This window comes from Pedobacter sp. Leaf194, from assembly GCF_001423945.1.
Taxonomy (GTDB): domain Bacteria; phylum Bacteroidota; class Bacteroidia; order Sphingobacteriales; family Sphingobacteriaceae; genus Pedobacter.
In genome coordinates this window covers 30,299-52,158 of sequence record NZ_LMPU01000004.1, presented here as the reverse complement: position 1 = coordinate 52,158, position 21,860 = coordinate 30,299, and the positions used below count along the sequence as shown (strand labels likewise).

The following is a 21,860-nucleotide window of genomic DNA, read 5'->3' as shown; positions in this document are numbered from 1 at the left end:
TTGCTAAACTGTTTTGATCCAACGAGGGGAATATTGAAGTAAAAGAATAACCATTACTAGCCAAAGCGCCAGGGCAGCAAGAGCAACGCCTTCCTGTTGCACTACCTTTCCGTAAAACTTAAACTTATAATTAAAATCAGGCTGTTCTGCCCAGTTAGAGCGGCTGATGGAAAGCGGTTTATCGTGTTCACCCGGCTTCTCATTACTGATCTTATCGATTTGAAGTTTGTTCATTTTTTGCGCCAATCCATAGCGGTAAGCTTCGGCCTGATTCTGGAAATCTACGAAAGTCTCAAAATCTGAAGCAGTTAAAGCCATTGAAACCTGCTTTAAAGCCAGGTATGGGTTAAGCAAGGCTACCATAGCGGTAATGCTGTTTTGCCGCTGAAATTTTTTGTTCAGTTTTTTTTGGTGAGCCGAGTAGATACCTGAGGTGATCCGTTCTCCTTCTGCCATAATCAAACCGCCGTAATTAAAAGGCAGCTTTTTCACGTCATCTACACGGTAAGCTTTGAGCAACGAATCTTTTATTCCGGAATAGTGAGGGTCATTTGCATCATGACTATCACCTTGCTTTTGAACATCGGAGCTAATCTGGTCCAAAAATTCAAGCTTGGATGGAACCGGAAAAATCCTGTTCCCAACGGCCTGTGTAATCCTCGGAACGATGATGATCAGCACAATCCAGGCAGCAAGCAGCGAAGTTAGTACCGTTCTGGAGCTTTTGGAAAATGCAGAAACCAAAACGGTTATCGCTACTATGATGAAGAAATATGCGGAGTAGCAGATAATCAATATCAGCAGCCTAATGGCCGAATCGCCGCTTACTGCCCAACCGCTTAAAGATGCCCATAGCAATATGGTCAATAGAATCAGCGGAATAAATATAGAAAGCACTACGGCTAAAATTCCAAAGGTTTTACCCCATAAAAGTTTTTTCCAGCTTACCTTTTGGCACAGTAAAATCTTCAGCGTTCCTGATTCCCTTTCTGCAGCAATGCTATTGTATCCAAGAAAAATAATCAGCAGCGGAACAAGAAGCTGCAGCACCATGGCTACGCTTATTTCGCCAAATCGCAGCATACCGTTGGAAAATCCAGCTTCGCTAAAGTTGACCGTGTTTTGTTTGTGTGCCTCCAGGAAAATAGAAACACCGGCGAAACTTTCTATTCCAAAATCAAAAAAGCTCAGTTCATGCTTTTCCCTGAAAGCAAGATATCCGTAATGGGCCATCCGGTGTGGATGTTTGTCCGGCTTGGCCAGCCATTGTGCCCGAACAAGTTGTTTGTAATGCAGACGCTGGCTATTTTGCAATTTAAAATTCTGCCATCCTACATAGGTTGCCAGGCAAAGCGAAAGGCCGAGCAGAACCGCTAAGGCCAACGTTGCCCGATTGGCTATTATACTTTTGTAGGTTTGCCGGGATATGGTAAAAACAATATTTTTCATTAAATACGATAAGTTATATTAAACATCACATTTCTTGGTGTACCTGGAAAAAGACGCAGGTAATTTTGTGCACCCACCCAATAGGTTTTGTTCAGGATGTTGTTCAGGTTCATAGAAAGTTGCACCTTCGATGTATTTGGTGAGTAATAAACTGCAGCATCAACCACGGTATAAGCAGGCAGAGTAAAATCTCGTATGTAAAGCGGCAGTTTGTTGCCGCTATACTGTAGCCCTGCACCAAAACCCAGGCCTTTAAGTTTTGCCTGGCGAAGATCATATCTTGTCCAAAGGCTTGCGCTGTGTCTTGGTGTATTCTGAACACGCTGACCGATGAGCAGGGAATTAAAATCATCTGTTACAATAGCGTTTACATAGCTATAGCCAATATTAAACTGCCAGTTATCTTTGAGGAAACCCGAAGATTCGATCTCAATCCCTCGGGTTCGCTGTGCACCCCTTTCGATAAGACGATTGACGTCCAAAGGATCATTGGCGTTCATAAGCAGGTTTTTTTGGTTGATTTCAAATGCGGCAACATTGACCATCAAATTTCCATCGAGCCATTCTGATTTGATGCCGAATTCGCGAAGATCGCTTTCCAATGGTTTGAAATTTGAGCCGGAAGGCGGAGGAGTAATGACCAGCGAAGAGGTATTGCCCTGTGGCTGATAACCTTGCAGATAGGTTGCGTAAGCATTTATCTGTGGATTAATGCGGAAAGTTGCGCCCAATCTAGGAAGCAGTTTCGCAAAGTTTATTTTCTGCTCGGCAGCCAGCTGATAATTGGCATAGTCTTCATACCATTCCTGCCTTAAACCTATGGTAAGTGTAAACCGGCCCACTGTAGCCTGATCCTGAAGATAAACGGCATTTACCAGATAGTATGCCGGTGCGATTTCTGTTTTGGTAAAGATATAATCGCTTAGGTTTTTAAGTGTGTAGGAGGGATTAAGCAGGTTGAAATGTTCTACATTTGGTACAGGCGCATTTACACCATTTACAATGCTAAACTGGTAAAGGTCTTTTTTTGCTGCATCATATCTGGGCGTTACCGTACCATCTTTCAAACGGTATCCCTGCGCGGTGTTCGACCCACCACCACGAAGTTTTTGTGTGCTGATGCGATCGTAGCCGGCAACAATCTGATGCTTAATGCCAAAACTGTTGGCTGAAAGCGAGAAATATGGACTCAAGTTTTCAGTACTAAACTTTTGTTGTCTCTGTACGGCAATCATTCCTGCCAGACTGCGGATAGGCTGGCTATTTTCGTCGAGCGCAAAGGCGTTATTTGTGCGGTGCTCCACCAGATCTTCGTTCCAGTCCTGTTTCATGTAAGCTAAATTGAAAGATAGGTTTTTACCCAGCTTATGAGAAAAGTTGGCCATCAGCATTACATCACGCGTGTTAAACTTATCATTGCTGGCACCCATATTAAAGCGGATTGGTGTGCTGTTCAGGTCTGTTAGCCCGGCTGTGGCACCGAAAATCGCTTGCCCGCGATCAAGCCTCGAATCACTATTGTTAACCACCACTTCAATACTTAAACTGGTTTTCTCATTTGGGATATAGGAGAACGAGGGTGCGATAATGTATCCTTTCCTGAACTGGAGATCGCGAAAGCTTTTGCTGTTTTCATACCCGACATTAAGTCTGTACAACAGGGTTTTGCCATCATCCAGCGGGCCTGTAAAATCAAGGGCACCACGGAAGGTGCTAAAGCTACCGCCTGAAATGCTGATTTCCCGACGTTGTTGAGGCAACGGCTTTTTGGTTACCAAATTAATACTTCCTCCAGGATCTACGCTTGAGAATGTAGCGCTTGCAGGTCCTTTTATGATCTCTATCCGTTCCAGATTACTCGTAAGTGGCTGGTTGAAATAATTTTGGCGGGTACGCATTCCATTAATAATTACGCCTTCTTCATTCTGATTAATTCCGCGAATAGCGAATTGATTGTAAAAGCTGCTTTGTGATACGCTCGTTACATTCTTAATGGCTTCAGAGAGCACGCCTGCCTGGCGATCGGCAATTAACTCTTTAGAAATTGAGGAGATAGCCTGTGGGATATCCTTGTTTAAACTAGCTGTTTTAGTGGCAGAAAAGGAGTAGTTACCATAATATTTTTTACCGTTGGTACCCACTATTTCAACTGTTTGGAGCTCCTGGTTGGTGGCATCGAGCATTATTGGATTTTTGATTAAGCTATCAGCCGCTGCAACTTTAATATTTACCTGGTAGGGAGCAAAACCCAGTGCCGTAATACGGAGCTGGTAAGTACGGTTGTTCTCCAAAGCCATCGAAAACAGGCCAAGGGTATCGGTACTGGTAACTAACTGTATATTGTTTTTGTTGAAAAGGAGCGTTGCACCCTTAATTGCTAATCCCGTTCTGTCGATTACCTTTCCGCTTAGTTTCGATTGCGCAATTGCCGACGGTAAAATTGCCAGCAGCAAAACTGAAGTAAAAACGAATTGCAGTAAATAACCTGATTTATTTATTTGATACATCTTAAAGCTTTAAATGGTTTGCAGATACAGTTTTTGAAGGTCAGTTGCAGATATTTCATTTGCTTTAAGAGTGTGGATCAGTTCTCCCTGTTTCATAATCCCAATATGCGTCGCGATCTCCACTGCATTAAAAATATCATGAGTAGCCATTAGGATAGAGCGGCCTTCATTTGCCAGTTTTTTAATCAGCAAACTAAATTCGGCAGTTGCTTTTGGATCAAGGCCACTTGTTGGTTCATCCATCAGAATAATTTTTGCATCTTTTGCTACGGCTATTGCAATTCCAACCTTTTGTCGCATTCCTTTGCTAAAACCGTTTAAGCGCTTGTTGTGAGCAGCTTCTTGTAACCCGCTTTCGGCTAATAATGATTGCAGATGACTACGGCTATAGTTAAAACCAGCAAGTTTTGAAAAATAGTCGAGGTTTTCTACAGCACTCAAATTTCCGTAAAGCATCACCACTTCCGGGATATAGGCAAGATGTTGTCTTCTTAACTCATCACTAGAAGATACAGACTGTTTATTAATTAATATTTTGCCTTCAGATGGCTCTATAAATCCCAGAAATAAATTGATGGTGGTGGTTTTACCTGCCCCATTCTGGCCAAGCAAGCAATATACTTCGCCTGCATTAACAATGAGGTTTAGGTTTTTCAGGGCATGATAGTCCCCATAGTTTTTAGATAGTGAAATAGCTTCAAGCATAAAAATAATTATTAACGCATACGCGAATGCCATGCATTTGTTAAACCGAAAAAAAATAAAATGAAATAATTAGCTTTTTAAAAGTTAGGCAGGTAAAGCGGGCGGACCTTTATTGGCCGCAGAAAGAATATAATTAGCCGTATGGCCAAAAAGATAGCCAAAAATATGACCAGGGTATTTAGCTGTTTTTGCTGCTAAAACCGGAACATTTGGTGAATCAAATTCATGCGACTGATTTTTGATGAGGTCGCAGAGTTTACAACTTGTTTTGGCTGTTGAATACTTGAGCAATACCGAAGTTTTTTCTTTGCTGGGAACATTTTGCTCAGGAAACTCCTGCTCATGATGGTGTAAACCTTGCACTAATAATGCACCCACAAACAGAATCAGTAGCAGAAATGCCCTAACGGAGGATGGAAGAAACTGGTGATATGTTGTGGATGAAATTGCCAATTGCAGCAAATATACATTTAAAAAAATTGATCGACTTATGTAGGGAAATTAAAATAAGAGATTGGTGGCAATATTTGCTGGATTGATTTTACCGCACGCATATTATCTAAGCATTTTGGATAATTTAGTAAAGTCTTCGTTTTTTGATACAGAATATCATTATGAAGCTTTGATGGTCAGAACAGGGATAATTCGCTCATATAATAGATTTGCGAAAATCGGTATTATTGAAGACGGCAACAAACAAAGAATTAAATTCTATTCTAATTTAGATACTTTATCCTTTAAAATTGGTGACCTNATATAATAGATTTGCGAAAATCGGTATTATTGAAGACGGCAACAAACAAAGAATTAAATTCTATTCTAATTTAGATACTTTATCCTTTAAAATTGGTGACCTCGTTCATTTCGAGATTAACCTGTCCCAGAATGGCCTATATGCAATTAATGTTTTGAACATAATCGAGATAAATGGCATAAAGGTCAATTTGAGTTAAACCAATCGCATTCCGGTTAGGTCACCTTGAACTGTAAAATCCTCAATTAGTTCGTTTTTTGAGACATTCTTCGTTTTTTGAGACATTTTTCGTTGTGCTCCGCTTATCTGCAAAAAATACAGATTAAAGAAAGATATACGGTAAACGATGGATAACTTAGATTTAAAGGAGAAATGCTATAATAACTGGATCCGATGTGGCAAGGTTAGCGATAAGAAAATCAACGTTGGTAATATGAGAATAATTAATAAAAAAACGGTCCTTCCATAAGTTTGTTTAATATTCTCCATCTTAGTTAGTGCTATAATATAGGTATCCCCACCAAACAATTTTCTGCTTATATATATTTGATAAACTACAAATCCTAACCAAAGTATAATTTCGATACGTTGTAATCCTACAAACTTTCTAAACAAGAAAATAAATGCAACAAAATGTAAAAGGATTATGACATTTGTTATGCGTACGAGCAAATTCTTTTTCGAATTTGCCCATCTTTTGCCAAACACTGCCTTTTCTGCGGAAAAAAGCAAAAAAAAATAAGTCTCAAATATTATTTGCATAGTACAGGCACTGCGCTGGCTTTTATTACAGCCGTTATAGGGCTTTGGTTCGCCCTACCGATATTGCTCAAAATGGCCGACCTAACCATTGGCCTTGTCGACGGGGCCGTTTGGCAGTTGCTGCTCTTTAGCATCATCAGTTTTTTAAGCCTGCTGATCCTAGCCGGCGCCATTGCTGCCTGGCTCTTCAAGTTGCTCGGCATACCATTGACTAATAAATTTTGGCTACAATTTAAAAACCTTTCCTTATGGCAACAATTCGCGTTTTACTGGGCATCATTTGCCTTACTGCTCTTAGCGGGCATCGCCTGTCTGGCGAGCATTATTTAATAAAGTCTGGCAACAGTTATCATGCTTCTTCAACCCAGCCTGCCCTTCAGGAATTGGAACTGCTTGATTGTGCCCGGAAAGAAGTTGGTGTGAAGGAGCAAAACGGACAAAACGACGGCCCCGCTGTTGAGCGATACCTGAGCTATGTTGGTTTGAAAAAAGGCGAGCCCTGGTGCGCCGCTTTTGTAAGCTGGGTGTTTGGGCAGGCAGGTTTTTCACAGCCGCGAACGGCCTGGAGTCCGGCATTGTTTCCGCCTGATAAGCTACAGCAGAAGCCAGCTTCAGGACTTGTTTTTGGTATCTATTTTCCTGAATTCCGGCGCATTGCACATTGCGGTTTTGTAGAGCGGGTAGCGGGTAGTTGGCTGGTTACCATAGAGGGAAATACCAATATTGCCGGTGGCAGAAACGGTGATGGGGTATACAGAAAATGGCGCCATCAAAAAACGATCTATGCTTATGCCCGCTGGGTAGCAAAAAGGAAAGGAGCGGGAAATGCACATTAGAAAAACGCTTGTATTTATCATGATGCTCTGTAGTTGCAGCAGCATGCGTGAAAAAGCGGCACTGAGTCGATACGACAAAAACTCGGAAAGAGAGACGCTGATGCTTGAAAATACCGGCAGCTTATACGAGGACCTGTCTTTTCACCAATCAGAACGAAATGTCAGCCGGCACATTTTCGAAATCAAGCCTAAAGGTGTGTTTTCTTTTACGGCTGATGGTGGTTTTAAAGGTGAAGCGAGCTATATTAAAATTATGGAGCACAGCACTTCGACAAAGAACCTGGATTCGAGAAATAAGGCAACGCAATCGGCAGGGCGAAAACTGCAAACCAAAGTATTGGCAAAGCAGGAGCAAGGCTTTAAGGCGACGGAAATAAAAACCAGGAAGCCGCTGTTTAATGGATTTAACCTGTCTTTTTTTTTGTTGTGTTCCTGCTGTTGATTTATGCTGGGTTTAAACTTTACCACCGGTTTATGCACTGAAAAAACGCCCGGCTCCCGGGCGTTTTTTGTTATCAGTGCCATTTATGAGATAGGCGCCCCACGATAATATGGACTATTGACTAAGCAAAAGCGTATTTGCACTAAATTAAGGTGGCGGTTAATCTACACCTTTGATAAATAAAATAACAGCATATGAAAGCAGTAAGGATTAATGAATTTGGTGGCCCGGAGGTCATGAAAATAGAAGATGTCGCCCGGCCAGTTCCTGCACCGGATGAAGTTTTAATTGAAGTGCATGCAAGTGGTGTAAACCCGGTAGATGCGGTGATTAGAAGCGGAGCAAACGAAAGCCTGCGTGGATTTCTCACCTTGCCACTCACTTTAGGTTGGGATGCTGCCGGGATTGTGATAGAAGCCGGTAGCGAGGTTACTTCCTTGAAAGCAGGCGACGAGGTTTATGGTGTTCCAAACTTTCCGGGCGATGGGAGTTACGCGGCGTATTGCGTAGGCAAGGCGAGCCAGTTTGCCTTTAAACCGAAAAGCCTGAGTTTTACCCAGGCGGCAGGCGTGCCGTTGGCCGCTTTAACCGCCTGGACGGCGATGTTCGGTCATGGTAATTTCCAAGCAGGGCAGCGCATTTTTATTCAGGGCGCTTCCGGAGGTGTAGGAAGCTTTGCAGTTCAATTTGCAAAAGCCAGGGGTGCATATGTTATCGGAATGGCATCTGCCGATAATCTTGACTATGTAAAACAATTGGGGGCAGACGAGGTGATAGATTACAGCACACAACGCTTTGAAAAATTGCTGAGTGATGTTGAACTGGTGCTGGAAGCTTCGCCAATCCGCGACAATGGCGAACGAATAAAAGCCATTGGTATCCTGAAAAAAGGCGGTAGCTTTGTGAGCGTTAACACTGATTTTGCATTTAACCAGGAATTGATTGCATTTGCCAGGGCCGCAGAAGTAAACTGCAGCTTAGCCGCCAACGAGCCAAAGCAGGAATGGTTGGCAGAAATCGCCGGATTAATAGATGCAGGGGAGGTTAAGGTTTTAATTAATAAGGTTTTTCCTTTGGAAGAGGTTGCCGAAGCACACCGACAGATTGCAACCTGGCATGTACGGGGCAGGCTGGTTTTAGACATCAGGCATTAAGCGTAAACTTTATGAAGCATTTTAAAACGATTACCGAGTTTCATCAATTTGTGGAAATACCACCGCCACTTCATCCGCTTATCAGCGTGGTGGATGTGGCTACGGTGCCAGACCGGGAAGTGCCCGGGCCGATGAGCATGGCGATGAATTTCTATTCCATCTCTGTGAAACGGATGGTGAATTTTAAAGTGCAATATGGCCAGCGTTCCTTCGATTTTAATGAAGGGATTATGTCTTTTCTATCGCCTAATCAAGTTTTAAAAATCGAAGTAGACGACAAAACGAGAGTGACCGAAAAAACAGGGTGGGTGATCTACATTCACCCTGATTTTCTATGGAATACAAGGCTGGCTACAACAATTCGTGACTATGATTTTTGGGATTATTCGCTGAATGAATCTTTATTTCTTTCTGAAAAGGAGGAGGCGATGATTAACAGCATCATCCAGAACATTAGCGAAGAGTATCAAGCCAATATTGATAAGTTTAGCAAAAACATTATTATTTCACAGCTCGAAACCTTACTCCGGTATTCGGATCGTTATTACCATCGTCAGTTCATTACCCGCGAGAAGTCGAATCACCAGACCGTTCAAAAAGTGGAAAATTTACTCCTCAACTACTTCAACAATGATGAACTTACTTCTGTGGGCCTTGTAAGCGTAGCCTACCTGGCCGATGCGATGAACCTTTCGCCGAAGTATTTGAGTACTTTGCTGAAAGTGCAGACTGGCATGAATGCGCAGCAGCACATACATGAAAAGCTCATCGAAAAAGCCAAAGAGAAATTGTCGGCCAGCGAATTATCGGTTAGTGAGGTGGCCTACAGCCTCGGCTTCGAGCATTTGCCTTCTTTTAGTAAATTATTTAAAGCTAAAACAAACCAGTCACCACTTGAGTTTAGGGCAGCATTTAATTAATTTAAAGTTAGGATTTAGCATAGAATTACCGGCCTGCAACGCCTGCATTTAACGTTAAAACACAAATATATGAACCAGGAAAGATTGATGGACTTTACCATCAAAAGTGAAGAAGCGGCGCTAACAGCAGTTGGCATTTATTTTTTATACATACATAACCTTGGCTTGCCAGCCTGGGCATGGGCTTTTCTTTTTTTTAGTCCTGACCTTTCTATGCTCGGATACCTCTTTAACGCCCGTGTAGGTGCCTTCACTTATAATCTGGTTCATCATCGTGGGCTGGCATTGGCGCTTGTGGCCATTGGCTTCCTGATGCAGCTGGATACGGTGATCACCCTGGGTTTGTTATTGGTAACACATTCCTCATTCGATCGCATGTTGGGTTATGGACTCAAATATTCTGACGATTTTAAGCACACCAGTTCTGGCTGGATCGGGAAAAATTAGTTATCTGATTGAGCTTATTATCAGGCATTCAGCTGTATTACTCTGATCATTTCGCAAAGGGCTAGTTCGAGCGAATTAAATACATTTAGTGGAACGCCTTATTGATTTCGAGCAAGAGGCGTTTTCCAGTTTGCTTCGAAGCTAGGACGGGTTCCCAAAAAATGATTTCCGTCGATGTTTTTCACGCTTTCAACGAGCGAATTGGCTGTTTCGTTGAATAGCAATTGGCCTGAAAGTGCCTTCGCTTTAGTTTTACGAAAAACTCAAACATTATGGAAATTAAGCAAACACCGGAAAACACCCTCTCTCATTCAAAAGTGACAGCAATTATCAATGCGCCAATTGAAAAAGTTAATATAGCAGACTGGCTTTTAAATCTGCCCGATGCAGAATATCAGCGTTGCTCAACGCAACACATTGGTGCGGCAATCAGCACCACTTATGATGGAAAACCTGTATCACTTAATGTGGAAACTATTGGCGATGCACTAATTGTTCAGCACTATGTAGCAGATGTTGCCCAACCTGATAATTGCCGTATGCTTTCCATTTCCGATTCAATAACCAAAAGCGGCCGTACCACTGTCCAGGTTTTATGGGAGCTAAAAGCTACTAAGATTGATGATAAAACGACACTTTACACAAACGAAATACATGCTACTGCTACACCTGAAATGCTCACCTATTTCCAAGAAAAAGGCATAAAGTTAAAAGATGCAGCAGCAGCAAGACAGGATGCATCAGACACTCACAACCACGAGGAAACGCCAAACTTTGCAAAAAGCATTGAAAACAAAGCGCTTACGGGTAAATACAACCAACCGTTTTAATAAAGAATCTCATTATACCTCTTTCCATACAGAGCCATGGAGGGTTCCAACAAAGCTGTTTCTATAGTTAGTTGGGAAGCTGAAGGCACAAAAAAGCCCCTCGAGTTTGTCTCAAGGGGCGATTTTTGTTTGTGGGCCCAGCTGGGCTCGAACCAGCGACCAAAAGATTATGAGTCTTCTACTCTAACCAACTGAGCTATAGGCCCTGAAAAAACTTGCGTTTTTTGCGAGTGCAATGTTACAAATTTGATTTCGATTTTCGAAAAAGTTTTCGCTAAAAATTTAAATTCTAATATTTCCGATTCATTTTCAAATAATTGCCTTTTTTTAAAACAAATGTTTAAAAGATTCATTTTAGCTTACGTATTTTAAACTTTAAATGCTTTTACTTTTCCATAGAAAACAAGCGTTCAATTTTTATAAAAATTAGCGTAGTTTAGCTAATTAAATGCGGCAAAAGTCAGCAGGGATGATTTTCGTTTAATAATTTAATATTTAGCATTACCCACATGAACTATAAGCAACTACAAACTGATGTAGAAAAGCACGTAAACGATTATTTTAATACACACCACGATTCAAGGTTGGTTTACCACAATCTTCAGCATACCAAAGATGTGGTGCAGGCAACCCATCAAATTGCCAATCATTATCAGCTAAGCGACGAAGATTTTTTCATTGTAACGGCTGCCGCCTGGTTTCATGATACAGGATATTTCGAAGATGCAATGGATCACGAAGTTAAAGGCGCCGGGCTGGCCAACACTTACCTCGAATCCTTAGGTGTTAAAGCAGACGTTCGCGAAAAAGTTTCTGCCGCTATTTTAAGCACCAAAATTCCTCAACAACCAAAAAATCAGCTTGATAACATTTTGTGTGATGCAGATCTCTTTCATTTAGGAACAGAAGATTTTCGCAAAAAAGGTAAAATGATGCATAAAGAAGCAGAGCTGATTTATGGAAAAGACATCAGTAAAAACGAGTGGCGCATCAAGGATATACAGTTCTTAGAATCGCAGCATTACCATACAGATTACGCCAGGTTATTACTGGAGGATCAAAAGCAGCGAAACATTGAGAAAATAAAAAGTAAACTTTCAGATCAGAAAGAACAGGTTGTTTTTGATGAAATCCCCGTTGAAATGACGAGTTCTGCGGTGGTTGCCAAAGATGGAAAGAAAAAAGATAAGAAGGATAAGTTGGAGAAACCTGATAAAGGCATCGAAACCATGTTCAGGATTACCTCGGCAAACAACCAGCGCCTTAGTGATATGGCTGATAATAAAGCGCATATATTGATAACGGTGAACTCGATTATGCTTTCTTTAATTGTGAGTTTACTGCTACGAAGGCTGGAAGACCACAGCAATCTGATTATCCCGACTTTCATTTTGCTTTCCGTAAGCTTAACCTGTGTGGTCGTATCAATTTTATCGACTCGCCCATCCATACCTCCCGGCATTTTTACCCCTGAAGATATCGATACCAAAAAGGTGAATCTTCTGTTCTTTGGAAATTTTTATAAGATGTCGTTACCCACCTATACAGACGGGATGCTTAAAGTAATGAATGACAAAGACTTTTTATACGGTACGTTAATCACTGATGTATATTCTGGCGGTGTTGTATTGGGGAGAAAATATAAGCTGATTAGGTTGGCATACAACATCTTTATGTTTGGTTTAATTGCAGCAGTTTTAGCATTTGTTGTTGCGTACGCAGCTTACGGAAAACTTTAATGGAGGCGCAAACAAATTCATCTTTTTTCAACAGAGATCTGAGCTGGCTCAAATTTAATGAGCGTATTTTGATGGAGGCAGAGCGGGATACCGTTCCGCTTTTAGAGCGAATTAAATTCCTGTCGATTTTTTCATCTAATCTGGATGAATTTTACCGGGTCAGGATGCCTGTATTGCTGGCGCTTGAGAAATTAAGCAACCGGGAAGACAACGATATACAAATTGAGGCAGACCTTTTGCAAAGTGCAAATAATATGATTGCCGGCCAGCAGCAGCGATACGGTAAAGTTTTAAAGGGAGACATCATTCCGGGTTTAAAAGAAAACGGCATCAATTTTATTTATGGAAATCCGTTTCCGGCAGCTATAGTTAAAGAAACCAGCAGGTACTTTTTGAGCCAGGTTCTGGCTTTTATGCAGCCGGTTTACCTAAACCGGGATACGAAATTTTTCCCCTCAAATAACGAGCTTTATTTTCTGATCACCCTGAAGGATAAGGATGATGAAAAGCAGGTCATTTTAAATATCCCTTCTAATGAACTGCCCCGATTTTATAAAATTGACCATGCGAAAGAGTCGTTTGTGGTTTTTCTGGATGATATCATCCGTTTTAACCTGAACTCGATTTTCCGTGATGCAGAAATAACGGGTTGCTTTAGTTTCAAGATTACGAGAGATGCCGAAATCGACCTGAAAGATGAATATTCAGGTAGTTTATCAGAGCAACTGGAAGCTCAGCTTCAAAAAAGAGATGCCGGATTGGCGACACGCTTTTTGCATCAGCCCGGTATTCCCGGGTCGGTACTGGTTTTATTAAAAAAGTTATTCAACCTGAAAAAAGCAAGTATGGTTGAAGGTGGTCAGTACCATAACTTAAAAGACTTTATCGGTTTCCCGGTTAAAAACCCGGATTTGTCTAACGCCGCATGGCCCAAAATCTGCAATACCGATACCATTACCGGAACGCTGACCGAGGCAATCCTAAAAAACGATATTATCATCCATACACCTTATCAAAGCTACGATAGCGTATTAAGATTTTTTAACGAAGCCGCTGTAGACCCTGATGTTCAGGAAATTTACCTTACAATTTACCGGGTTGCAAGCGATTCAAAAATCATTAATGCCTTAATAAGCGCTGCCCGAAACGGCAAAAAGGTGTTTGTTCTGGTTGAGCTCAAAGCCCGCTTCGATGAAGCCAACAACATCAAATGGGCAAAGAAGATGAAAGCCCAGGGCGTAGAAATTGTGTACAGTGTTACCGCATTAAAGGTGCACGCGAAGGTCGCTTTGGTTAAGCGGAAAATTGGCGACAGGTTACTATACACCGGGTTACTTGCCACCGGTAACTTTAACGAAAGTACCGCATCATTCTACACCGACCACATTTTAATGACTGCTAACAAGGCCATTCTCCGCGAGATTGAGTTGCTTTTTATCTTTCTGGCGAAGCGGGTAAAGCCTTCATCGTCTGATTTGATTAATTTTGAACACATCTTAGTTGCCCAGTTTAACCTTCAGCAAAAATTTATAGCATTAATTGACCGCGAAATTGATTTTGCGAAATCGGGTAAGGAAGCCTCTATAACCATTAAACTTAATAATCTCGAAGAAAAAGTGCTGATTAATAAGCTTTACGAAGCTTCACAGGCAGGCGTACAGGTTACCATGATTGTACGCAGCATCTGCAGGTTAGTTCTAGGCCTGAAGAATGTGAGCGAGAACATTAAAATTATTAGGATTGTGGATAGGTATCTGGAGCATGGGCGAATTTTTATCTTCAATAATTTAGGGGCAAACGACGTTTATTTAGGTTCTGCCGACTGGATGAACCGCAATATTTACCGAAGAATTGAAGTCTGCTTTCCGGTTTACGATGAAAAAATCAAGGCAGAGATTCTGGATATTGTTAATATTCAAAAACAAGATAACCTCCAGGCAGTTATTATTGATGAACAGATGGAAAACGTTCCAATAAAAGAAACAAAACCGCTTATTGCATCCCAACAAAGTATTTACGAGTTCCTGAAAGCTTAATCAGTTTATTTTCAGGAGCGCGTGGCTAGCCGGGGCAATTAAAAGTGGACTTTAACAATTAATAAACAATTACCAATGAAAAATTACAAGCTTTATACCTTTTCAGCAGTTAGTGTTTTGCTGCTGGCTTTCTTTTGCATTTCCTGCGTTAATGGAAAGCGTGATGAAAATGCTGATGCTGACACCAAGTCGGCCAGTACCGAAAAATCTGCGTTACCTTATGATTTGGAAAACCCAACGAAGTATAATATGCCCCAGAATCTTTTCGAAATTTCGGGTATAGTGTTTCATAACGGTGATCCAAAACAGGTTTTTGCCATTCAGGATGAAGATGGCGACTTGTTTTATCTGGGTTTAAACGATAAGGAATCAAAATATACGAAGTTTGGTGGCAAAGGTGATTATGAGGATTTAACCATTATTAAAGATCAGATAATTGTGCTGAAAAGTAATGGCGAACTCCATATGTTTCCAATTGCCGACATTAACAAAGCCGAAGTGGATAATGTGGTAAAAATAAAAGATTTGGTGCCGAAGGCGGAATACGAGGGCATTGCAACTGATGAAAAGGCCGGAAAAGTTTATATCCTGACAAAGGGAAGTAAAGACGATGAAAAAAATAAAGCGACGAGTATTTATGCCTTCGATTTTCAAGAAGACAATTCCTTGAAAGCTTCGGGCACATTTAACCTGCCTTTTGATGAAATCGAAAAAATATCAGGCGAAAAGAAAGTAAAATTCAAGCCTTCTGCCTTAGCAAAAAATCCAGCGACCGGCGAGTGGTACATTTTATCATCCGTAAATAAATTATTGGTTGTAGCAAATGCTGATTTTAAGATAAAAGCAACTTATCCATTAAAAGGTGGCAATTTCAATCAACCAGAAGGTATTGCTTTCGATAAAGACAATAACTTATACATTTCAAACGAAGGCGGCACCTTAGCCGCAGGCGATATTCTTGCGTTTAAACTTAAAAAGTAAATCAATTCAACGCTGTTCCCTTTTTAGGGAGCAGCAAAACCTGTATCTTGGATACATATTCGGATTCCAAATAAAAAATATGATTAAAAACTTTACTCTTTTTCTATTTTCATTACTTGTCAGCCTTTCAGCATTTGCACAAAGTGATGTAAAATATCGTGTCATTTTATTTGGAGATGCCGGAGAAATGAATCCCGCACAGATGCAGGATCTAAAGAATGCCGCTAAACAGATAATTCCAAAAAAAACCACCGTCGTTTACCTCGGCGATAACATATACCCAACGGGAATGGGCCTGCCAGGCAGTTTGGAGGAGGAAGATACCCGCAAAATTCTGCAGTCGCAGTTTGCGCCCATGCGGGAAAAAGGTGCTGCCGTTTATTTTGTGCCAGGCAACCACGATTGGGACAAATCCGGTCCGAAAGGCTTAGCTAAAATTAAGGCTCAGGATGATTACCTGAAGGCACAAAATGATCCGCTTCTTAAGCTTATTCCTGCAAATGGTTGTCCGGATCCTGTTGCAATTAACCTAACTGATAAGTTAACAATTATTGCATACGACAGTGAATGGTGGCTATTTCCTTACAACAAATCCAATCCAAATGGCGAGTGCGAATGCCGCACCAAAGATGAGGTGTTGGTAAAAATGGAGGATTTGCTGGATAAAAATAAGGGAAAGGTGATCTTGCTTGCATCGCACCACCCTTTTCAAAGTTACGGTCCGCACGGAGGCTATTTTAACCTGCGCAATCACTTATTCCCTTTAACCTCATTAAATAAAAACCTGTACATCCCAATGCCGGTTATCGGCTCTGTTTATCCGCTGTTGCGCTCAACCTTATTAAGTCCTGAGGATTTGAACCATCCGGCTTATAAAGACATGATAAAATCTGTAACAGGTGTATTCGGCGACTATCCTAATGTAACTTATGTTTCTGGTCACGAGCATGGCCTGCAACTCATAAAAGGGAAACAGCTTCAGGTTATCAGTGGTTCGGGTTCAAAGGTATCGCCTAATAAAGAGGGCAAAACATCGTTGTTTCATGAAATGCAGCAAGGTTACGTTATTGCAGATCAACTTATGAATAATGATATGCGATATGAATATTACATATATGCAGACACGGGTGTGAAGCAGGTTTACACCTACACAAAGAAGTTCGAAACGATTAATCAAAAGGTTCGAAACCGGGATAAGCCTATTTTGGCCGATAGCATTACTGTGCAGATTAAGCCTGAATATGATAGCGTCGGGCGTTTTCACCGCTATATTTTTGGCGAAAATTACCGGAAAGAATATGCCATGAAAACCAAGGTTCCGGTACTCCGGGTTTCTCAAATTGCAGGCGGATTAAAAGCAACACAAAGGGGCGGTGGAAATCAGTCGAGATCTTTGCGCCTGGAAGATAAGAACGGAAAGGAATATGTGCTGAGGAGCGTAGAAAAGTTTCCTGAAGTACTTTTGCCCGAACAGTTGCGGCAAACTTTTGCTAAAGACATTATAAAGGATAACATGTCGGCACAGCATCCGTTTTCTGCATTGGTTGTACCAGAGCTGGCAAAAGCCGCGGGCATTCCACACAGTAATCCGATCATTGGTTGGGTTTCACCGGATGATAACCTTGGCGAGTATGAATCGGCATTTGCAAATACACTATGCCTTTTAGAAGAACGGGAGCCGGTGGGCGAATCAGACAGTTCTCCGAAAATGGATAAGCAATTGACCGATGATAATGACAATACGCTGGATGGACCCGCCTGGGTAAAAGCCAGAGCCTTTGATGTTTTATTGGGCGACTGGGACAGGCATGAAGACCAGTGGCGTTGGAAAGAAAGCAAGAAAGACGGCGGTTCACGCTATACTCCGGTGCCACGGGATAGGGATCAGGTGTTTTTCAGATCAGACGGTTTACTGCAGCGTTATACCCAATCATCGTCATTATTGCCAATGATGCAGGGTTACGAGCGGGGAATTAAAAATATAAACTGGTTTTTATGGGAAGGGCGGGAGCTGAGCAGCCGCTGGACAGCCGATATTAGTGAGGAAGAATGGAATAAAATAATTAAAGATTTCTGCGCAAGTTATAATGACGAGGTATTTGAGCGGGCATTAAGAAAACTGCCTGAGCCAAGCTACTCGCTACACCACGATGCCTTGCTGGCGCAAATGCGCTCCCGGATTGCTGCACTCCCGAAATTGATGAATGACTACTATCACTTTTTTAACAAGGTTTTAGATATAGAAGTAACCAATAAGAACGAGCTGATTCAAATTACAGATGCACCAGACAAAGGGCTAAAAGTTAAAATAAATAAGATTTCCAAGGAAGGTAATATTAAGGATGAATTGTTTAACCGCGTTTTTGATGCAAAAGTAACCAGGGAAATCAGGGTTTACATGCATAACGGAAACGATAGTTTGATTTTGGATAACAAAACATCAGCGATAAAAATCAGGATTATTGGCGGGAAGGGAAAGAAAGTGTACGATTTTGCAAATAGCAACGGTACTGTAAAGCTTTACGGAAGAGAAGATAAAGCAACCTATCTTGGAGATGCCGACAAAAAAATCAACAAAATAATTTCTAACGATACCTCCAATTTCAGTTACATACCTAAAGATATGTACACCAGAAAATCGTATAATTTAAATGTTGGTTATAATAATGATGACGGAATTTTACTGGGTTTAGTTTACAAACAAACCAACCCTGGCTTTAGAAAACAGCCTTATGGAAACGCTCAGACGGTTTCGTTTTTACATTCTTTTTCAACCAAAGCATTTAGGTTTAATTATAAGGGAGAATGGCTTAAGGCTATTGGCAATGCAGATTTTATTTTAAAAGCTGACGCCTATGCGCCAAATAACACGCAAAATTTCTTTGGCTTAGGTAACGATACCCGTTTCGACGAGCATGGTGATGACATCAGGTATTACCGGGCCAGGTTTAATCTGTATCAGGTCGATCCGTCACTTAGGTGGCGCCGGCCAAAATCGACCATCACCATTGGTCCTTCGTTCCAGTATTACAAATTAAACCAAGAAGATAATGAGGGCAGATTTATTACCAGTGGCGCTCCTTTAGGCTCTGCAGATAGCCTGAATGTCCGCAACGAAAAAATGTTTGCAGGGGCCGTTATTGGCTTTACAAACAACACGAGAGATAACGATTTACTGCCAACTTTGGGTAGCTACGTCGATTTTAAACTGCTTGGCTATAAAGGGATAAACAAATATTCAAACTCTTTTGGGCAGTTTACGGCAAGCATTGCATTGTTTAAAAACCTCGATGGCAGAAAAGCATTCATTCTTGCCGATAGGTTTGGTGGAGGGATAACGGTAGGAAAACCAGCCTTTTACCAGTCGCAGTTTTTAGGCGGGCAGGGAAACTTGCTGGGCTACCGTCAGTTTAGGTTTGCTGGCGAAAACAGTTTTTACAACAATCTGGAACTTCGAGCAAAACTCGGCGACCTTGTAAGTTATGTGCTTCCGGGCCAGCTTGGCTTGCTCGGCTTTTATGATGTTGGCCGCGTTTGGAGCCGAAATGATGTGTCGAACACATGGCATCATGGCGTTGGTGGAGGCGTTTATTTTGCGCCTGCATCACTGACTGTTGTGCGTTTTGTGATGGGGCACTCTACAGATGGCTGGTATCCGTATGTATCCTTAAATTTTAGATATTAATACGCTTTCTCTTTCGCAGGAGTAATAAATCAATTTTTTTTAAACTAAAAACCACTTTCTAACGTAAGTTATATGTAGGTGTTGTAAAAATAGTATTACGTTTTGAAGACTAATTATCGCTTAAGCTGTTTGTATCTTTGTTAACTATACTATTTTTTAACTATTAATTTCACGTCTATAATAAATTTTTACCCATGAATACCAATGTAATACAAATACATAAAAACGAATGTATTCATTGCCAGGTTAAATCGAACTTGTCTTTCAGGCCTTTAGTAAACTACCTGAAAAACCGCTTAAAGACCGAGAAAACGGTTAAGTCTGAGTTTTACAGGTTTCTTTTAGAGAAAATTGAAAAAGAAGATGCTTTACTCGGCAATATCACCGCACAAGAGTTAGCGAAGCATAAAGAAACGCTCGAACTGATATTTACTATTCTTACGCCCTTAATGGCGAATGAAAACGAATTATTTTGGGCATTAAGCACACCCGTGCCCGACGAGATTTTTTTCAGTACCAACGCTTTTTACCAGTTTTTTAAAGATCACGATCCTAAAAACAAAGTCAATAAGGACAAGTCGAATGATTCTTCAGAGATGAAGCACTTAAAGTTTATCTACAATTTAATTTTAGATAGATTTTACAATTTCACATCGGTGTTGAAAAATGAAATCATCTACGCCCATGTTAATCCTGATAATAAATTAATACAGTACTACAACATTCAAAATGACACGCAGTTTATCGATATTCAACATAAAGGTGAGTTGCCTGAGTTAAATTTCGAGAGCCTGGCACAGCATTTTCAGGAAGGTAATGAGATTGATTTCCTGGTTGAACAACTGCCGTTAAGCAAATTCACTTTTGAAGGCTTTAGCGTTATTTCTATAACGGATGTAACGTTACAACATGCCATTGAGGGTATTAGAAATGCCCTTGTTGATCATAATTATCAAACTGAGGCTTACAATCACGTAATTCAGGCTTTGAAAACACTAAGCGGTAATGGCGATTTGGAATTCGGTTTAATGCCATTCCTGACTGTAAATAACAAGCTGGTTTTCGACAATCAGGACTTTTCGCAAAGCATGCTTATCAATTCGGCCAAAGCTTCTAATATGGAAGAAGAGGTTTTTTACTCTCTGGTTGATAAATACAAGGAAGATCCACGACCAATTTTTGTGAGCTCGATTAATGAAGATCAGATGGCCAAAGATCCGTTTTTACGGGTACTGAAGACTGCCGGAGTGTGTTCATATTCTGTATTGCCAGTTTACTACAATACCCAGCTTGCGGGTGTTTTAGAAGTATATTCGAGTAAAGAAGTTGTTGTAGACGATAAACTTTTGTCGAGATTACGCCCTGCGATGCCTCTAATAGGGCAGCTTTTTCAATACAGCATTGAGGAGTTTAATGCCAAAATGGATGCCGTTTTGATGGATAAGTTTACGGCATTACAGCCTTCCGTACAGTGGAAGTTTAACGAGGCGGTTTGGCATTTCATCCAGCAGAATAAACAAAACAAGAAACATAAGCAGATTGAAACGGTTACTTTTAAAAATATGTATCCGCTTTTTGGCGCTGTAGATATTAGAAATTCGACCACCGAACGCAACCAAGCTTTAAAAGAAGATATGCATGTTCATTTATTGAACATCATTAAGACGCTGAAAGGCTTACGTAAGTTTGTTCATTTAGAATTAATTGATAAGTTAATTTTTAACTGTAACGACTGGATTGTGCGCATTAGTAATGTTGCTTCCAGTAATGAAGAAATGTTGTTGAATGAATTTTTAGCCGCAGAAGTTTACCCATTTTTCTCCGTTATAAAAGTTAACCATCCAGAGTCGGCGGAAATTGTAGACGATTATTTTGCAGAAATTCTGCCTGAAACAGGTTTAGCTTACGAAAACAGACGCAAGCTTGAGGTTTCTATGCAGCTTATCAATATGGAGGTGAGCCAGTATCTGGAAACTGCGCAGGCAAATCTCCAGGCTTCTTATCCTTGCTATTTTGCGAAATTTAGAACCGATGGGGTAGAGTATGATATTTACATCGGTCAGGATATTGCCCCAAATAAGCCCTTCGATTTGCTCTACCTGAAAAATATCAGGTTATGGCAACTTACATCCATGGTCGAAATTGCAAGGTTATCTAAAAGTTTAATTGGCGAAATGCCTCGTCCGTTGGAAACTACACAACTGGTTTTTATACATTCAAACTCTATCGACATCAGTTTCAGAAATGATGAGCGTAGATTTGATGTGGAAGGTGCGTACAACATACGCTACGAAGTTGTTAAGAAACGAATTGATAAAGTTTTGATTAAAAATACTTCGGAACGTTTAACGCAGCCAAATAAAATAGCAATGGTTTATTTTAATGCTGAAGAAGCGAAAGAGTATATCGAATACATTAAATACCTGCAGGATTTAGGCTTTTTGAACGATGATTTGGAGCAGTTGGATTTGGAAGAATTACAAGGCGTTTCCGGCTTGAAGGCACTTCGGGTTGGTGTTAAATACCAGGCAAAAGGAAAGCGTAAAGAAGTAGAAAGCGCTAAAGCAGCAGATTTAAGCTTAAATCTTAACGAAAATTAAATAGAAGCGGAAT

General features: G+C 40.9%; 16 protein-coding genes and 1 tRNA gene. 12 read left to right on the top strand and 5 right to left on the bottom strand.

The window, feature by feature from the left end; genetic code table 11:
• Window positions 1-3: 3 nt before the first annotated feature.
• The 4 genes from ASG14_RS07430 to ASG14_RS07415 all read right to left on the bottom strand — a co-directional run bounded on the left by ASG14_RS07430 (window position 4) and on the right by ASG14_RS07415 (window position 5,114).
• Window positions 4-1,449: a DUF3526 domain-containing protein gene (locus ASG14_RS07430; protein WP_056870441.1), complete on the bottom strand. Its 1,446-nt coding sequence runs from the start codon at window positions 1,447-1,449 to the stop codon at window positions 4-6.
• Window positions 1,449-3,956 (bottom strand): TonB-dependent receptor, encoded by a 2,508-nt coding sequence (locus ASG14_RS07425; RefSeq protein ID WP_157274863.1) that lies wholly within the window; start codon window positions 3,954-3,956, stop codon window positions 1,449-1,451. The genes ASG14_RS07430 and ASG14_RS07425 overlap by 1 nt, the downstream gene beginning before the upstream one ends.
• Before the next feature lie 9 nt (window positions 3,957-3,965).
• On the bottom strand, window positions 3,966-4,661 hold the full coding sequence (locus tag ASG14_RS07420; RefSeq protein WP_056870453.1) for an ABC transporter ATP-binding protein: 696 nt from the start codon (window positions 4,659-4,661) through the stop codon (window positions 3,966-3,968).
• Window positions 4,662-4,745: 84 nt separating this feature from the next.
• The gene (locus ASG14_RS07415) at window positions 4,746-5,114 is read right to left on the bottom strand and encodes a hypothetical protein (protein WP_056870440.1); all 369 of its coding nucleotides are present in this window, start codon (window positions 5,112-5,114) and stop codon (window positions 4,746-4,748) included.
• Between the two features lie 1,057 nt (window positions 5,115-6,171).
• Between ASG14_RS07415 and ASG14_RS20385 the strand changes: the two genes are divergently transcribed.
• From ASG14_RS20385 to ASG14_RS07365, 7 genes are all read left to right on the top strand, one after another.
• Window positions 6,172-6,507 (top strand): hypothetical protein, encoded by a 336-nt coding sequence (locus tag ASG14_RS20385; protein WP_162238716.1) that lies wholly within the window; start codon window positions 6,172-6,174, stop codon window positions 6,505-6,507.
• Window positions 6,426-7,013, top strand: a complete 588-nt coding sequence (locus ASG14_RS07390) for a hypothetical protein (RefSeq protein WP_056870435.1) — start codon at window positions 6,426-6,428, stop codon at window positions 7,011-7,013. Before ASG14_RS20385 ends, ASG14_RS07390 begins: the two co-directional genes overlap by 82 nt.
• On the top strand, window positions 7,003-7,455 hold the full coding sequence (locus ASG14_RS07385) for a hypothetical protein (RefSeq protein WP_157274862.1): 453 nt from the start codon (window positions 7,003-7,005) through the stop codon (window positions 7,453-7,455). Before ASG14_RS07390 ends, ASG14_RS07385 begins: the two co-directional genes overlap by 11 nt.
• Window positions 7,456-7,649: 194 nt before the next feature.
• Window positions 7,650-8,609: an NADP-dependent oxidoreductase gene (locus tag ASG14_RS07380; protein ID WP_056870433.1), complete on the top strand. Its 960-nt coding sequence runs from the start codon at window positions 7,650-7,652 to the stop codon at window positions 8,607-8,609.
• Window positions 8,610-8,620: 11 nt separating this feature from the next.
• The gene (locus ASG14_RS07375) at window positions 8,621-9,529 is read left to right on the top strand and encodes an AraC family transcriptional regulator (protein WP_056870432.1); all 909 of its coding nucleotides are present in this window, start codon (window positions 8,621-8,623) and stop codon (window positions 9,527-9,529) included.
• 69 nt (window positions 9,530-9,598) lie between these two features.
• Window positions 9,599-9,976, top strand: coding sequence for a DUF4260 domain-containing protein (locus tag ASG14_RS07370; protein ID WP_056870431.1), 378 nt, complete (start codon window positions 9,599-9,601; stop codon window positions 9,974-9,976).
• A gap of 272 nt (window positions 9,977-10,248) precedes the next feature.
• Window positions 10,249-10,806 (top strand): hypothetical protein, encoded by a 558-nt coding sequence (locus ASG14_RS07365; protein WP_056870430.1) that lies wholly within the window; start codon window positions 10,249-10,251, stop codon window positions 10,804-10,806.
• A 132-nt stretch (window positions 10,807-10,938) separates the two neighbouring features.
• Here the strand turns inward: ASG14_RS07365 and ASG14_RS07360 are convergent.
• A tRNA-Ile gene (locus ASG14_RS07360) sits at window positions 10,939-11,012 on the bottom strand.
• Window positions 11,013-11,315: 303 nt separating this feature from the next.
• On the opposite strand from ASG14_RS07360, the gene ASG14_RS07355 reads away from it, so the two are divergent.
• From ASG14_RS07355 to ASG14_RS07335, 5 genes are all read left to right on the top strand, one after another.
• Window positions 11,316-12,545: a Pycsar system effector family protein gene (locus ASG14_RS07355; protein WP_056870429.1), complete on the top strand. Its 1,230-nt coding sequence runs from the start codon at window positions 11,316-11,318 to the stop codon at window positions 12,543-12,545.
• Complete coding sequence (ppk1, locus tag ASG14_RS07350; protein ID WP_056870428.1) at window positions 12,545-14,581, top strand: polyphosphate kinase 1; 2,037 nt, start codon at window positions 12,545-12,547, stop codon at window positions 14,579-14,581. Before ASG14_RS07355 ends, ppk1 begins: the two co-directional genes overlap by 1 nt.
• A gap of 75 nt (window positions 14,582-14,656) precedes the next feature.
• On the top strand, window positions 14,657-15,562 hold the full coding sequence (locus tag ASG14_RS07345; protein ID WP_056870427.1) for an SdiA-regulated domain-containing protein: 906 nt from the start codon (window positions 14,657-14,659) through the stop codon (window positions 15,560-15,562).
• Between the two features lie 79 nt (window positions 15,563-15,641).
• Complete coding sequence (locus ASG14_RS07340; protein WP_082491442.1) at window positions 15,642-19,247, top strand: BamA/TamA family outer membrane protein; 3,606 nt, start codon at window positions 15,642-15,644, stop codon at window positions 19,245-19,247.
• A 194-nt stretch (window positions 19,248-19,441) separates the two neighbouring features.
• The gene (locus ASG14_RS07335; protein WP_056870426.1) at window positions 19,442-21,847 is read left to right on the top strand and encodes a GAF domain-containing protein; all 2,406 of its coding nucleotides are present in this window, start codon (window positions 19,442-19,444) and stop codon (window positions 21,845-21,847) included.
• Window positions 21,848-21,860 lie beyond the last annotated feature (13 nt).

What these genes read in the sequence shown, in the direction of transcription:
- ASG14_RS07380 (WP_056870433.1), top strand. Translation starts at nt 7,650, where the DNA reads ATGAAAGCAGTAAGGATTAATGAATTTGGTGGCCCGGAGGTCATGAAA.
- ASG14_RS07375 (WP_056870432.1), top strand. Translation starts at nt 8,621, where the DNA reads ATGAAGCATTTTAAAACGATTACCGAGTTTCATCAATTTGTGGAAATA.
- ASG14_RS07430 (WP_056870441.1), bottom strand. Translation starts at nt 1,449, where the DNA reads ATGAAAAATATTGTTTTTACCATATCCCGGCAAACCTACAAAAGTATA.
- ASG14_RS07370 (WP_056870431.1), top strand. Translation starts at nt 9,599, where the DNA reads ATGAACCAGGAAAGATTGATGGACTTTACCATCAAAAGTGAAGAAGCG.
- ASG14_RS07425 (WP_157274863.1), bottom strand. Translation starts at nt 3,956, where the DNA reads ATGTATCAAATAAATAAATCAGGTTATTTACTGCAATTCGTTTTTACT.
- ASG14_RS07340 (WP_082491442.1), top strand. Translation starts at nt 15,642, where the DNA reads ATGATTAAAAACTTTACTCTTTTTCTATTTTCATTACTTGTCAGCCTT.
- ASG14_RS07345 (WP_056870427.1), top strand. Translation starts at nt 14,657, where the DNA reads ATGAAAAATTACAAGCTTTATACCTTTTCAGCAGTTAGTGTTTTGCTG.
- ppk1 (WP_056870428.1), top strand. Translation starts at nt 12,545, where the DNA reads ATGGAGGCGCAAACAAATTCATCTTTTTTCAACAGAGATCTGAGCTGG.
- ASG14_RS07335 (WP_056870426.1), top strand. Translation starts at nt 19,442, where the DNA reads ATGAATACCAATGTAATACAAATACATAAAAACGAATGTATTCATTGC.
- ASG14_RS07365 (WP_056870430.1), top strand. Translation starts at nt 10,249, where the DNA reads ATGGAAATTAAGCAAACACCGGAAAACACCCTCTCTCATTCAAAAGTG.
- ASG14_RS07355 (WP_056870429.1), top strand. Translation starts at nt 11,316, where the DNA reads ATGAACTATAAGCAACTACAAACTGATGTAGAAAAGCACGTAAACGAT.
- ASG14_RS07420 (WP_056870453.1), bottom strand. Translation starts at nt 4,661, where the DNA reads ATGCTTGAAGCTATTTCACTATCTAAAAACTATGGGGACTATCATGCC.
- ASG14_RS07385 (WP_157274862.1), top strand. Translation starts at nt 7,003, where the DNA reads ATGCACATTAGAAAAACGCTTGTATTTATCATGATGCTCTGTAGTTGC.
- ASG14_RS07390 (WP_056870435.1), top strand. Translation starts at nt 6,426, where the DNA reads ATGGCAACAATTCGCGTTTTACTGGGCATCATTTGCCTTACTGCTCTT.